We start from the raw sequence: 13,954 nt of genomic DNA on the forward strand, positions 1-13,954 counted from the left end.
GGAATATATGCTGAAAATAAGTAAAGAAAAAAAAGCTGCAATGGATCGTTTATCTACAACTGATGGATTAATCGAAGCGTTAGCAATTGATCAACGAGGCGCTTTGAAAAAAATGATTCAGGCGTTAGGAAAAGAAGCGACGGGAGAACAAATTAGTGACTTTAAAGAACTTGTTTCAACAGAACTCACATCCTACTCTTCATCGATCTTGTTAGATCCTGAATATGGACTCTCAGCAGCAAAAGTTCGTAAGGATAATGCAGGACTTTTACTGGCCTATGAAAAAACGGGTTATGATGCGTCTACACCAGGCCGTTTGCCAGATGTGCTAGAGGATTGGTCTGTGATAAGCTTGAAAGAACAAGGGGCAGATGGGATTAAATTTCTTCTATATTATGATGTTGATGAATCAGTTGAAATCAATCATTTGAAACATGTTTTTGTGGAGCGTTTAGGCAGTGAATGTTTAGGTGAGAATATTCCTTTTTATTTGGAACTACTTTCTTATGACGCTGAAAATAGTGATACAGGATCAAAAGAATTTGCAAAAGTGAAACCCCATAAAGTAATTGAAATGATGAAAGAATTCTCAAAACCTCGCTATCATGTGGATGTCTTGAAAGTGGAAGTCCCTGTAAATATGAACTTTGTAGAGGGATTTGTAGAAAAGGCTGAGGACGTTATCTATTCAAGAGAGGAAGCTTTAAAGTATTTCAAAGAACAAAGCGATGCTACTCAATTACCTTTTATATTTTTAAGTGCGGGCGTTTCTGCAAAATTATTCCAAGAAACACTATTATTGGCTAAAGAAGCAGGTTCTACATTTAATGGCGTACTTTGCGGTCGGGCAACATGGAAAAACAGCGTAGCACCATTTGTTGAAGAAGGCGATCGAGGAGCAGTAGAGTGGTTGATGTCTAAAGGCAAAGAAAATATTAACACGCTAAACGCTGTTGTTAAACAAACAGCAACTTCTTGGCATGACAAAATAGAAGTTGGCTAAAAATAATCAGTAGAGCAAGATAAAAGCACAAACTTTAAGGGATGAAAGATCGGGTTTATTTCTAAAAAGTTCCTTTTATCTTGCTTTTTAATCGCTTAAAGAAAAGGAGAAAGCCATGATCTTAACAGTAACAATGAACCCTTCTGTGGATATCTCATACCCATTAACGCATTTTCAACTAGATGACGTGAATCGAGTGACAAAAACATTTAAAACAGCTGGCGGAAAAGGCTTGAATGTTACTCGTGTTCTTCATTTATTAGGAAAACCTGTGATTGCCACAGGGGTAGTTGGCGGTTATTTAGGAGAATCTATCAAAAATAAGTTGACGGAATCTGGCATTAAGCATCAATTTTATACGATTCAAGAAGAAACGAGAAATTCGATAGCTATTTTACATGACGATGGGCAGCAGACGGAGATTTTAGAAAGTGGACCCAGTGTTACTGGGAAAGAAGAAGAAGGTTTTTTAGAACACTATCAAAACCTTGTACGTGAAGTTAGGACAGTAACGATTTCAGGGAGTCTAGCTAAGGGATTATCAGTTGATTTATACACGACGCTGATAGCAATTGCTAGGCAAAATAACTGCGCTGTTTTATTGGACACTTCAGGAGAAGCTTTAAAACACGCTGTTCAATCAAAGGAAAAACCAGCATTGATTAAACCAAATGAAACAGAAATTAGCCAATTACTTGGAGAAAAAGTAGAAGAAGTATCAACAGCAGAATTAGTAAAACGCTTAAAAAAACCGCTTTTTGACGGCATTGAATGGATTGTTGTTTCTATGGGAGCTAAGGGAGCAATAGCGAAACATGAGGGGGATTTTTATAAAGTCCATATTCCAAAAATCAATGTAGTAAATCCTGTAGGGTCGGGAGACGCCACTTTAGCTGGATTTGCTTTAGCTATGGACCAGCATTGTTCAGATGAACATCTATTGAAAACAGGAATGACGACTGGAATGCTGAACGCTATGGAACAGCAAACGGGTTGGATTTCAGCAGAATATTTTGAAACGTATTATGATCAAGTAATTGTGGAGGCAATTTTTTAATTCTAAATGACATCTAAAATGCAACCAGCTTCTTATTCGTTAGAAGATAAGAAGCTGGTTGCATTTTACTCTATTTTTCTAGCCTCGTTCAATGAAAGTATAAGGAATCGTTACGGTTTTATTCTGCTCTTGCCAAAGTAAACGAAAAGCTTCTTCGCCGCACTGATCCAAATGATGTTCAACTGTGGAAAAGTTTAGTAGTTGGCTGGATAATAAATTTTCTTCACCAATCACTTTTACCGTATCGCTAGAAACATGCTGCAAGACACCAGCAGCGACATCATCTCCATTCGTAACGATTACTTCAAGATCCTCAATTTTTGAAAAGTGTTTGCCAGCTGTTATTCCATCTGAATACTCTCGGCAATTTCTCACAATCAGAGAATCATCCAAATCCCCAATGATCATTTTATAAGAATCTAAAACCAAACTAGTACTGGCGCTGACCTTTTCAGTTCGTCCAACCGTCAACCCGATCTTTCGGTAACCTTGTTTTTTCAATGCAGAAAACAGGTCGATATATGATTTTTCTCGTTTGATTGAAATACAAGAAATTGGAAATTTCCCTGTATCTTCGCAACAAACGATGGGGGCATATTTCAAATATCCGGCAATGACATCAAAAGATATTTTCTTTGATGTAATAATCATTCCATCCCAAGCCTTGGCGGCAAGATGATCCAAGTATTTTTTCTCAACATCAGGATCATAATTTGTCGGCAGTAAAGTCACCTGATAACCATCATCAAAAGCAGCTTTCAGAATACCACTGACAAGCTTATCCGAATAAGGATGTTTCGTATAAGGGATCATAACTGCGATATGTTTGGATTTTCCAATACTCAAATCCCGTGCTTTAGCATTTGGGATATAATCTAGCTCCTGCATGATCGCTAGTATTTCAAGCCGCTTTTCCTCAGTTACATAAGGATGATTGTTCAACACACGGGAAACAGTAGACACAGAATAACCAGATATTCTAGCGATATCTCGAATATTTGCCATAAACGACTCCTTTCCAAATGACTAACGAATGTTTAACGGTAGGAAGATAGTTTTCAAAAACGGCATTAAATGATTGCCATAATCGATAAATTGATAGTGTTCGTTTTCATAATCAAAACAGACAGAATCAAGATCGCCTTCTTTTTCAAACATTAATCCTTCTATTTCAGCCAATTTTACTGCTTTATAGATAGGTTTGCAATAGTTATTCAAACTGCGGATAAAGAGTGAATCATCTTTAGTTGATAAAGAAACAAAATAATAATCTAATCCTAAATCATCTGTTAATTCAAGCATGCTATTCATTATAAATCGATTCCTCCTGTCTTTTTTTAAACTATAAAGTATGAAACGCGTATCAGGTCAAGGCGAAAGAGATATAAAACTGAACTAGGTGAGATTGAGTAAAGAAAGGACAGTTAAAAAAACGATTTAGTAAATCTGATGTCGTTATATATATATTTATTCAATTAAGAGGGCTTCTTTTTGTTTTTATAAATAACGGCTAGTATACTCAAGGTAAGAGTAAGATAAAAAAGCAAAGGAGTCGTTACCATGATTAAAATTAGTCAAGCAAAAATGGATGCATTAAACCGCCTATCTAATGAAAAAGGATTGATCGAAGCTTTAGCAATCGATCAACGAGGTTCCTTGAAAAAAATGATTGCCTCAGCTAGTACGATGGCAACTGGAGAAGAAATTGTGGACTTTAAAAAGGTTGCTTCAAAAGAGTTAACACCTTATGCGTCAGCCATTTTACTTGATCCAGAATATGGCTTGCCGGCAACGAAGGAACGAGATAAGAACTGCGGATTATTATTGGCTTATGAAAAAACCGGTTATGATACGACAATACCTGGCAGAATGCCGGATTTATTAGAAGATTGGTCTGTTTCACGATTAAAAGCAGCGGGGGCCGATGCAATCAAGTTTTTACTCTACTATGATCCAGATGAGCCTGCAGCAATTAATCATTTAAAACATGTTTTTGTCGAACGTTTAGGCAGTGAATGTCTCGGTGAAGATATCCCGTTCTTTGTAGAGATTGTGACCTATGACACTGAAATTACAGATGCTAACTCAGCGACATTTGCCAGAGTCAAACCTCATAAAGTATTAGAATCAATGATTGAATTCTCTAAGCCACAGTATCATATTGATGTGTTGAAAATGGAAGTACCAGTCAATATGAATTTCGTGGAAGGTTTTGCTGAAAACGAAGTTGTTTATAGCAGAAAAGAAGCATTAGGTTATTTTAAAAAACAAAGTGAATTAACAGAATTGCCTTTTATTTTTCTTAGCGCAGGCGTTTCCACAAAATTATTCCAAGAAACAGTAGCATTTGCCCACGAAGCAGGCTCTAAGTTCAGTGGTGTTTTATGCGGACGAGCAACTTGGCGTGAAGGCGTAAAACCATTTGCGGCAGAAGGTGAAGCGGCTGGTCGTGATTGGTTTAAAACACAAGGGAAAGAAAATATCGAAACATTAAATGAAATCGTTGATCGCTGCGGAACTTCTTGGCGTTCAAAGGTTGAGGTTGGATAAAAAGAAAAAATGTCTAGAGTAGATCAGTTACTGGTTTATTTTAGACATTTTTAGCTATTTAAGGGCTAAAAAAGAAAGAAAAACTATTTATTTTTTCTATGTATTGCAGATGAACTTTCATTAAACTATAATCTAGTATGTAGCGTACAAAATAAAACAATAAGTAATGAGTTCGTTAGAAAGGGTCCTGAACAATGAAAATTGGTATTCCAAAAGAAATAAAAATTGGTGAAAATCGAGTAGCGTTACCAGCCGCAGGCGTTTTAGATCTCATCAAACATGGCCATACAGTTTTTGTGGAAACAAATGCTGGACTGGGTGCTTCAATTCATGATGAAGAATATGTTGCGGTAGGTGCCACAATTGTCCAAACGGCTGAAGAAGCTTGGGCACAAGAACTAGTTTTAAAAGTAAAAGAACCATTAAAAGAAGAGTATCAATATTTAAGAGAAGACTTGATATTATTTACTTATCTTCATTTAGCAGCAAATAAACCATTAGCGGAAGAATTAATGAAGCGTAAGACCAAAACACTTGCTTATGAAAGCGTTCAATTAAGTAACGGGGAATTACCTTTACTAGCGCCAATGAGCGAAATCGCTGGACGTTTAGCAGCCCAAATCGGTGCTCAATTTTTAGAAAAAGTTCCAGAAGGAAAAGGAATTTTACTAGGTGGAGTACCTGGTGTGCGAAAAGGGAAAGTAACAATTATCGGCGGTGGAAATTCCGGCTATAATGCAGCTAAAATTGCGTTAGGACTGGGCGCTGATGTAACGATTTTAGATGTCAATATCAAGAAACTACAAGACATCGATAACCAATTCAACGGAGCAGTAAAAACACTTGTTTCAAACCATTTTAATATTCAAGAACAAGTTAAAGACGCTGATCTTGTCATTGGAGCGGTCTTGATTCCAGGACGCAAAGCACCTGTTTTGGTTACAGAAGAAATGGTAGTTTCAATGCCGAAACATTCAGTGATTATAGACATCGCCATTGATCAAGGCGGAATTTTTGAAACCATCGATGAAGTGACGACACATGAACGCCCGACTTATGTAAAGCATGATGTAATTCATTATGCGGTGGCAAACATGCCAGGAGCTGTTCCCCAAACAGCAACATTTGCTTTAGCTAATGCGACATTACAATATATAGTAGAGTTAGCAGATAAAGGGTTTGAAAAAGCTGTCGAACAAAATTCTGCATTGCTAGCTGGGGTTAATACCTTAAATGGTGCGATGACCAATCGTGGGGTTGCAGCGGATTTGGATTTAACCTATTCTTCTGTCCAATCTGTACTATAGGTATGTACAATTAAATAGATTGTTACTAAAGAATACTAAATTGAAACAAATGGATGCATTCTCCGAAAAAAAGCTTTATACTAAAGAAATGATGATACGTTTTTTGGAGGAGAAAGATGAATAATAATGATATACTGATTCGTTTGCGCTATGCGTTAGACATCAAAGATACAGATATGATCAAGATTTTTAAACTAGGTGATTTAGAGATCACAAGAGAAGAGTTGCGGGTATTATTAACCAAGCAAAATGAAGAGGATGAACTTCCACGAGATGCTGTTTGTGATAATCGTACATTAGAAGCTTTTTTTAATGGTTTGATCACATATAAAAGAGGGAAACCGCCTGTAAAAAATGGTGTAGCGCCTAAACCTACATTTTTGATTACTAGCCAAAGTAATGTCAATAATGTGTTGCTTAAGAAAGTAAAAATTGCTTTAGCTCTTACAAGTGACGATATGCTAGATGTACTGAGACTTGCGGGTGTTTATGCTTCTGATAGTGAATTAAGTGCCATTTTACGAAAAGAAGGGCATCGAAATTATAAAGAGTGTGGCGATCGCTATGCGAGAAACTTTCTAAAAGGTTTAGCAATCAAGTATCGGGAATAACAATTAGATTAGGACAAAACTAGCTGAAATGTGCAAGTTTTGTCTTTTTTTAAGTTTGATTCATAAAATAGCAAAAGTTTGGGAGGCGAAAGTATGCAGAAAATTGAACGGATATTAGCAATCATCGTTATGCTTTTAGATAACGAAGTGGTCTCAACCGCTCAGTTAGCGCAACGTTTTGATGTAACGAAACGAACGATTTTTAGGGATTTAGAAACAATCGAAATGGCTGGATTTCCAATTGTTTCTCATCAAGGCCGTAATGGCGGTTTTTCCATAATTAATTCATTTAAGTTACGAACCTATACCTATAGCGACACAGAGAAAGAAGCTATATTGAGCGCTTTGAATGTCAAAGAAGGGCTATTTGGCATCGTTGATGATGAAGAGCTGATAAAAGAAAAGATTACGCAGCTGCAAGGGAAGCCATCCAGCGAAAATAAAGTGAAAAATCGTTTTTCATTCGAGTCACCAACGATGCATCGCCCAGAGATTGAAAGAGAAACAAAGGGGAAGATTAATCAAATCAATCTTGCGTCGAAACAAGATAAAAAGATTTCGATTGATTACATAGATAATAAAGGTGAACATACACACAGAGTGGTTCATCCATATGAATTAATGCTTCTGAACGGTAGTTGGTACATCTATTCTTTTTGCGAAAATCGGGAAGCGTTTAGGTATTTTAAAGTAACTAGAATTCGCCGAATGGTCATTCAGACAGATACTTTTGAACCTGTTGAGTACTCAAATAAGCAACTACCCCTTACCGAAACGGAAGAAGAAAACATTCAACTACGCTTTAAAAAAGAAGACTTAGGCAAACTCTATGATTACTATACTGAAAATGAAATCGAAGTAGGAGATAATCATGTAGATGTAAAGGTTTATACAAACCAACTAAAAACGTTAGTTCCCTTTTTATTGATGTTTGGTAACGGTGTAAAAGTGATTGCACCAGAAAAATTGAAAAAGTTACATAAACAAGAAATAATCAAATTAAGTGAAACATATTAAAGAAGGCTGATGTGGAGCTACTATTTTCTAGGGTCAATTGTTATATAGTGAATCAATACGGTTTAAGTTTATCTCGTCTAATGGATGCAAGATGATTACCAATACTCAGGGAGTTATGCTTTAGAAATAGGATTCAATCCTATCCCCTTAAAAGAACACAATCTATGGGTTATCGCTCGAAAAGACAAGTTAGTGGTTGAAGTCAAAGAGGATAACAAACACTGTGTAATGATTTCAAAAGTGAATGCTCCAAAAGTAAAATATGATGCAACAGTTGAAGTAGACGGTAGATAAGGCTGGAAACTTAAGAAAGAGCGCTACGCATTGGTTAAACAAAAAAGAATATGTAGAATTGGTGAATGAGACGGTAGGTAAAAGAAATGATTAACGAATGATTCTAGTTAGAAAGCCTCCAATATAAGTCATAGATTGGAAAAACTGAGTTGTCAAGACAGGTTTAGTGTGATAGAGTCAATGTTCACCAATGTAATTTTAGAAGGAGAGAATAGTAGAAATGAAACAAAAAAAATGGATGAGTATTGTAGCAACAGTGATAATGCTTATCTTAATGACTTTTACTCACGTTGATCATGCAGCAGCTTTTGAATTACCTCAGTCCAATTCTTCAGCAAGAGCAGGGAGAGTCAGTATGCCAGGTGAAGTTGCGGTGAATTATCAACTACTCCAAGAAAATGGTCAGCCAATAGACGCAAATACACCATTAAAGATAGGCGAAACGTATCTTGTTTCTATGAGATACCAACTAAAAGAATACGACAATAATCAAGAGATTTATGATCATAATATTATTTTCTCATTTAATGAAGGATTGGATTATGTGGCGGACTCATTTTATATTGGTTCCAACTATTTGCCTCCAACTCATCTTGATGACGAAAGTCTTTCTAGTATCATGCCTGATTTTCCAAATGAAATGAATCTTCCCTTTGCAGGGGTAATGTCAGGTGCTATGGAAATATTTTACCATTTAAAAGTAAAAGTAGGTGATGTTACCGGGAATGTTGACCTGCCTGGTTTGTTCACTGGTGAGACCTCAGATGGTGCAGGCGGTATTAAGCCACTTTCACCAATTACACTATCTTTAGCGGAGCCAAACTTTTTTGTAGCCCCTGATTTTCAGATTCCGCTAACTGTTAGTCAGTCAGAAGCTCAAGTAGGAGATATTTTGACGTATAACTTAACAGTAGAAAATAATGGAGGTAAAGTTGGGGAAAGTGTCCTTAAAAACAGTTTACCTGCTGGCGTTGAATATCTTCCAAATACGACCAAAATCAATGACTCTCTGATTGCCGATAGTGCTTGGAATGGTCGTGAGTTTGCCTATTCATTTACTGACATACCCGAAAATGAAAAGATAGCCTTTAGTTATCAAGTAAAAGTAACTGGAGAAACTCAACTTTCAATCGAGCAAAATGTATTATTAGAAGGTGTGACTAGCAGAGGGCAACAACCTTTCACAGTACAGTCTAATAACGTAACAACAACGATAATTAATGTTCCTGTACTATCAAGTGTTACTGCTTATTTCAAAGATGAAGAGGGTCAGATCTTAAAGCCAAGTATTACCTTAACAGGAGAATCAGGAACTACTTATGAAATTGATAAAGAAATCACTGGTTATCAGTTAAAAGAAGTAATTGGGGATGACAAAGGAATTTTTACAGACCAATCTAAAGAAGTCACTTATATTTATGAAAAAGTAGCGCCAATTGAGCAGGAAATAACTAATACAAATGAAGAACAACCACAAAAAAATTCACAATTACCCAAAACAGGAGAATTGGAACAAAATAAACTATTCCTCTTTACTGGAATGGTTAGTTTACTTCTATTTAGTTTGCTTTTTGGTTTACGAATGAAAAGAAGATAGCTCTAGAATAACGAGAGCCGCACACCACTAATTTTTAGTGGTGTGCGGCTCTTTTCAATCGTTGTTTTGCTTTTTTACGGTCTATTTTTTGCTATTTCGATACAAAATATCTTCGGAATCACCATTAGACCAGATTTTTCCATTTGCAGCATTAAAATCTTCATTAGATAGTTGGATACAGCGGATTCGCTGATTATTGTATGTTTTATAATAGTAATTTAAAGAACTGTTTACCATGATAGATGTGTATTGAGTGTAGTCATAGGCTTGAGATGTTTTTACAACCCCTTTAGGAATATCAACGTTAGATAAAACATGAAACATTGAAATGACGCCGTCCATCTCTGTTTGAACATCTTCCAGACAAGATTTTAAGAAAGCCGCTCTCACAAACCTTGATGGCGGAGTAAAGTCACCTGGAAGTCCAAATGCGCCTGATCCTTCACCAAAAGGTTTCATCACCATGTTTTTTAAATGAACTTCTGATTTTTGCTCAGGTTGCAGACCGATGTAATTTCTTAAATTTGTTGTATGCCATTTATAATCAGGACTATTTGTCATTACACCAATATCATTTTTATAAATGTGTAATTTCTGATCAGTATATTCAATCACAATACTCTCACCAGTCTTTTCAGTGACAACCCAATGAAGAGGCAAGACGATACCTAAAAAATCCAACGTTGCATTTTCAACTTGAGCGTTTTCCATTATCTTAGTCACTTCTTCAAGACTTGAACAAGTAGAGAGTAAAAACGGAACAACATCATGAGGTGCTAAAGAGTATTTTTTATCACTATCCTGGCTGTTATAATCAGCATAACCTGAAAAATAAAGAGCCGCACAAGAAAGTCCTTTTTCATTTAAGCCGTCAGCAAAAACAAAGTGTTTCTTATCTGCTTGACGAGCCATTCCTACAAAGGCATATTCGTTTTTACGATCATAGCTTTTATCATTAGCGAATACAAATTTCTTTCTTGGAATAAAAGTTGGTTCAGCATCTAGAACAACTGCAAAATCCATTGTTCTACCTAATAAAACGTTTTGATCTTTCGTTGTCATCGTAACACTTGTACACATCGATTATCGCTCCCTCTTTTTGTGAAATAAAAGATATATTTAAAAAATAAGATTATATAAGCTAAAGTGAACTTTCTAAAAGTTTAACGTAGTTTAAAATTATAATCAAATAAATACTATAAAATTTTATATAAGAAACATTCAAAAAAGTATATTAATACAGGCTTTTAATTTTTAATGATATGATGGATTTATAGTTTATCGGTTAACAAAAAAGAGGAGGATTTATTATGGGGGAACAGCGATTGGCTAAAAGTGTTCGTATACGAGCAATAGTTCATTTTAGTAGTTTGATTTATCTTGCGTTGTTGTTGTATTTAGTAATCAATCAGCAAGGATTTATTGAAGGGATCATTCGGAAAAATTTCCGACTCACTTTTAATAACGTATTAACTTTTTTTTCATCTAAAAACTGGCAAGAAGGACTTGTCGATAACGTACGGCAAGTGATCTATCAATTATCAATAGTAGTACTTATTCAAAGTGTGGTCATATTAGCAGGATTAGTGCTGATCGGCTTTTTTTTATGGCGATTGAGAAAAAAATGATCGGTGGCATTTGAGCGAAAAAATGCTTGTTATTGGTTATTTATTTTTAGTACTGAGCCTATTGACGATTTTAACGAAAATGACGTTAGAAACGTATCAAACATACGCCGTTATCGATCAACGAATCAACAGTTTGAGTCTAAATGAACTAAACGTATTTCAGGAAAAACTTTCCAGTATTTTTCTTCACGCTACTTTTACGCTAGATCAGCTGATTCCCAGCGTATTATCACTGTTGGAGCAAATGAGAGACTTGATTCAGACAACAAGAAATATCGCAGGTATTCCTAATTTGGTACAACAAACGTGGGAGCAGTTACTTGTTTTGAAAAATTGGTTGGTTGGATTGAGTGTTAGTGCAGTTGGGATTATCTTGGTAGGACATATAGTTGAAGGGCTTCATATCTTAAAAAATAGTCAGTGGGTAGAAACAAAATTGCAACGGACGAAAAGAAGTCGGCAAATAGAAGTAAATGAACGATTGGTAGAAGTGATTGAACAGCAACAACAGCTGATTGAGCTTTTGTCAGAGGGGAAAGGGAGCAACAAAATTAATAAATCTTCAGATAGTCATAAGTAGTCATACAAAAATTAAATAAATTATACAATGAAATAAAACTCTTGGTAGGATAGATAAATGGAACCGGGATACTGAGAGAAACCGCACAAACAATCGTGTATGTATATACAAAAGTTAATAAAGCTTTCTCTAATAATAAGCAAAATCAATCTTTTACGGAAAATAAAGTACATGACAAAGATACCGTCTTCCCCAAGACAGGAGAATTAACAAATAGTCTACTCATATTATTTGGGATAGGATGTATGTTACTCACAGCTTTATTCGCCTGGTTTAGATATTCAAAAAGTAAATAAACTCGTTACATCTAAATGTACCTGCTGACATTGTTAAACCAGTGTCAGCAGGCATTTTTTATTATAATCGGAGTGGCATAGAAAAAATATAACTCTTTGACCACTTCTGTTAATAACGTAACAGTATTTTTTTTCAAAATAGTAAAGCTAATTAGCCTCTAAATAAATAGACACATTTTAATCATAGATGAATGTTAATCTTTTTTGATGCGAACATCAAAGTTTTCTCTAAGTGCATCTTCTTTGAAAATTACTTCTGCCACATCTGTAGCTGTAATTCTCATTTCTTTAGTTAATTCAAAACCGCCAGGCAAATCTTCACGTTTGGCTTCTTTTTTCTCATCAGTAATCAAAGGAGGATTATCTAACGGGAAGTAACCAACAAAGATATCCTTCTCTTTCAACTCCTGATTTAAGTGCGTCATTAGCATTTTCAAAGCTGCTTGAGCGGTACCCATAATACCAGTGTATGGATAAGCGATTCGATCTGACTGTCCGCTAGTAGTCAAAACAGAGCCATGACTTTCTTCTAAATAAGGTAAAACATGTTGAATAGAACTTAAGACAGAGGTCACTCTTAATTGTAAAAACAAAGAGAACAATGATTCAGAAGCATCTGTCATTGGCATATATGATTTGCCTAAAGGTCCGGGAACATTATAGAAATAAGTTGTCAATCCGCCAAGTTGATTAACCAACTGATCAATTGCTCTATTTAGTTCTTCTGTATTGCTAGCATCTGCTGCTTCATAGAAAACTACGATATCGTCTTGTTCCAATTCGTCCTTTAACTCAACTAAAACAGGTTCTGAAATATTGATCAAACCTACTTTATAGCCTTCAGTACCATATTTTTTAGCTGTCTCATAGCCAACGCCTGGACCTGCGCCGACAATTATAATTGATTTATTCATAAAAATCATCCTTCCATGGTGTTTTAAATTACCACCAAAGAATAGCACCGTTTTTATGCTTTGTCAGATGGAGTAAAATTAAGAGGAATCGGTAATTTAATGGAAAGATAGATGCAAGAAGGCTTTTATAGATGTTTCATCCTAAGTAGATATCATAGGTTATAGGAAGTAATCAGTACCTTTTTGTATGTAAGTTTGCTTTATGAAAAAGAACGAACTATAATGAATCTTCAAACGAAGCAGTAGAAAGCAGGCGTGGATATGAATGGCTATGTAAAGTATAAAAATGAGTTGAATACAGTCTCGCTAGGTACTTTTAGCGCGAATGAATTTAACTTGTTTTTCTCGATTTTAAGTAAAATCCAAGAAGACCAACAGAAAAAAATCCATTTAAACTGGGATGAACTGAAGCAATTAGCTCATTACACGTCAACATCGAATGTAAGATTTTTAAACGATTTAAATAGTATGTTTCAAAAGTTGAATGATTCTAATTATATCCACCCCTACGCTGAGGATAGCCAGCTTGGTTTGGAACGATTTACTATGTTTGAACACTTTACGTTTTTTAAAGAAGAGAAAGCATTAGAGGTCCAATTTAATCCAAGGTTTACTTGTCTTTTAAATCAAGTACATACGAAAGCCACTTGTTTTTCTTTGGAAGAATTTATTTCTTTGAAAAAAAAGTATTCGAAGAACCTTTTTCGTTTTCTGAAACAAGTTGAGAAAAAAGGAATTTGGGAAGTGTCATTTGAAAATCTGATTTTTTTATTGGGAATTCCTAAAAATTATCAAGTAGGGCAGATCGATCAAAAGGTTTTAAAGCCAGCCATTGAAGAGTTGGGTGCGTACTTTAAGCATTTGTCCGTTGAAAAAAAATATAGTAAAACACAAGGGAAAAAGGTAGAGGGATATATTTTCCTATTTGACAGAGAGTAATTAACTCCCTAGAATAGCCGCTGAAATGTTCAGTAGGCTTTTTTTAGTACAAAAAGATTTTCTTGAAAGGGAATATCGCGTTACTTATGCGAATTTTCAGACAAAATCATCATAATTTAATCTAATATGTATATGATTTGACACGAATTTATTTATTGTTT

Annotated in this window: 16 protein-coding genes; 12 read left to right on the plus strand and 4 right to left on the minus strand. The window is 35.4% G+C overall.

Annotated elements, in window-relative coordinates; translation table 11 throughout:
• The first annotated feature begins 7 nt into the window (after positions 1–7).
• Positions 8–1,003, plus strand: coding sequence for a tagatose-bisphosphate aldolase (gene lacD / locus AC4BB2_RS01020; protein WP_490473617.1), 996 nt, complete (start codon positions 8–10; stop codon positions 1,001–1,003).
• A gap of 115 nt (positions 1,004–1,118) precedes the next feature.
• Positions 1,119–2,060 (plus strand): tagatose-6-phosphate kinase, encoded by a 942-nt coding sequence (gene lacC / locus AC4BB2_RS01025; RefSeq protein WP_490473618.1) that lies wholly within the window; start codon positions 1,119–1,121, stop codon positions 2,058–2,060.
• 78 nt (positions 2,061–2,138) lie between these two features.
• Here lacC and AC4BB2_RS01030 read toward each other — a convergent pair whose 3' ends face one another.
• Both AC4BB2_RS01030 and AC4BB2_RS01035 read right to left on the minus strand, forming a co-directional pair.
• A complete protein-coding gene (locus AC4BB2_RS01030) occupies positions 2,139–3,065 on the minus strand; it encodes a LacI family DNA-binding transcriptional regulator (RefSeq protein WP_490473619.1) in 927 nt (308 codons plus the stop codon).
• Between the two features lie 21 nt (positions 3,066–3,086).
• Positions 3,087–3,371 carry a hypothetical protein gene (locus AC4BB2_RS01035; protein WP_490473620.1) on the minus strand — a complete coding sequence of 95 codons (285 nt, stop codon included), beginning with the start codon at positions 3,369–3,371 and terminating at the stop codon, positions 3,087–3,089.
• A 249-nt stretch (positions 3,372–3,620) separates the two neighbouring features.
• Between AC4BB2_RS01035 and lacD (AC4BB2_RS01040) the strand changes: the two genes are divergently transcribed.
• The 6 genes from lacD (AC4BB2_RS01040) (at position 3,621) to AC4BB2_RS01065 (ending at position 9,436) form a co-directional block, all read left to right on the plus strand.
• On the plus strand, positions 3,621–4,610 hold the full coding sequence (lacD, locus tag AC4BB2_RS01040; protein WP_490473621.1) for a tagatose-bisphosphate aldolase: 990 nt from the start codon (positions 3,621–3,623) through the stop codon (positions 4,608–4,610).
• 194 nt (positions 4,611–4,804) lie between these two features.
• Positions 4,805–5,917, plus strand: a complete 1,113-nt coding sequence (gene ald / locus AC4BB2_RS01045) for an alanine dehydrogenase (protein ID WP_490473622.1) — start codon at positions 4,805–4,807, stop codon at positions 5,915–5,917.
• 116 nt (positions 5,918–6,033) lie between these two features.
• Positions 6,034–6,528 (plus strand): YehS family protein, encoded by a 495-nt coding sequence (locus AC4BB2_RS01050; RefSeq protein ID WP_490473623.1) that lies wholly within the window; start codon positions 6,034–6,036, stop codon positions 6,526–6,528.
• A 93-nt stretch (positions 6,529–6,621) separates the two neighbouring features.
• Complete coding sequence (locus AC4BB2_RS01055) at positions 6,622–7,545, plus strand: helix-turn-helix transcriptional regulator (RefSeq protein WP_490473624.1); 924 nt, start codon at positions 6,622–6,624, stop codon at positions 7,543–7,545.
• An 84-nt stretch (positions 7,546–7,629) separates the two neighbouring features.
• A complete protein-coding gene (locus AC4BB2_RS01060) occupies positions 7,630–7,839 on the plus strand; it encodes a hypothetical protein (protein WP_490473625.1) in 210 nt (69 codons plus the stop codon).
• 220 nt (positions 7,840–8,059) lie between these two features.
• Complete coding sequence (locus AC4BB2_RS01065; RefSeq protein ID WP_490473626.1) at positions 8,060–9,436, plus strand: MucBP domain-containing protein; 1,377 nt, start codon at positions 8,060–8,062, stop codon at positions 9,434–9,436.
• An 81-nt stretch (positions 9,437–9,517) separates the two neighbouring features.
• Here AC4BB2_RS01065 and AC4BB2_RS01070 read toward each other — a convergent pair whose 3' ends face one another.
• Positions 9,518–10,516: a linear amide C-N hydrolase gene (locus AC4BB2_RS01070; protein WP_490473627.1), complete on the minus strand. Its 999-nt coding sequence runs from the start codon at positions 10,514–10,516 to the stop codon at positions 9,518–9,520.
• Between the two features lie 230 nt (positions 10,517–10,746).
• Between AC4BB2_RS01070 and AC4BB2_RS01075 the strand changes: the two genes are divergently transcribed.
• The 3 genes from AC4BB2_RS01075 (at position 10,747) to AC4BB2_RS01085 (ending at position 11,940) form a co-directional block, all read left to right on the plus strand.
• Positions 10,747–11,064, plus strand: coding sequence for a hypothetical protein (locus tag AC4BB2_RS01075; RefSeq protein WP_490473628.1), 318 nt, complete (start codon positions 10,747–10,749; stop codon positions 11,062–11,064).
• Positions 11,065–11,086: 22 nt separating this feature from the next.
• The gene (locus AC4BB2_RS01080) at positions 11,087–11,644 is read left to right on the plus strand and encodes a hypothetical protein (protein WP_490473629.1); all 558 of its coding nucleotides are present in this window, start codon (positions 11,087–11,089) and stop codon (positions 11,642–11,644) included.
• Between the two features lie 95 nt (positions 11,645–11,739).
• Complete coding sequence (locus tag AC4BB2_RS01085) at positions 11,740–11,940, plus strand: LPXTG cell wall anchor domain-containing protein (RefSeq protein ID WP_490473630.1); 201 nt, start codon at positions 11,740–11,742, stop codon at positions 11,938–11,940.
• A gap of 194 nt (positions 11,941–12,134) precedes the next feature.
• Here the strand turns inward: AC4BB2_RS01085 and AC4BB2_RS01090 are convergent, their stop codons facing one another.
• Positions 12,135–12,854 (minus strand): SDR family NAD(P)-dependent oxidoreductase, encoded by a 720-nt coding sequence (locus AC4BB2_RS01090; protein WP_490473631.1) that lies wholly within the window; start codon positions 12,852–12,854, stop codon positions 12,135–12,137.
• 261 nt (positions 12,855–13,115) lie between these two features.
• Here AC4BB2_RS01090 and AC4BB2_RS01095 point away from each other — a divergent pair, with 261 nt between their 5' ends.
• A complete protein-coding gene (locus AC4BB2_RS01095) occupies positions 13,116–13,793 on the plus strand; it encodes a replication initiation protein (RefSeq protein WP_490473632.1) in 678 nt (225 codons plus the stop codon).
• The last annotated feature ends 161 nt before the right edge of the window (positions 13,794–13,954 follow it).

It is taken from the genome of Enterococcus sp. AAFC-DPL-5146, from assembly GCF_058216635.1.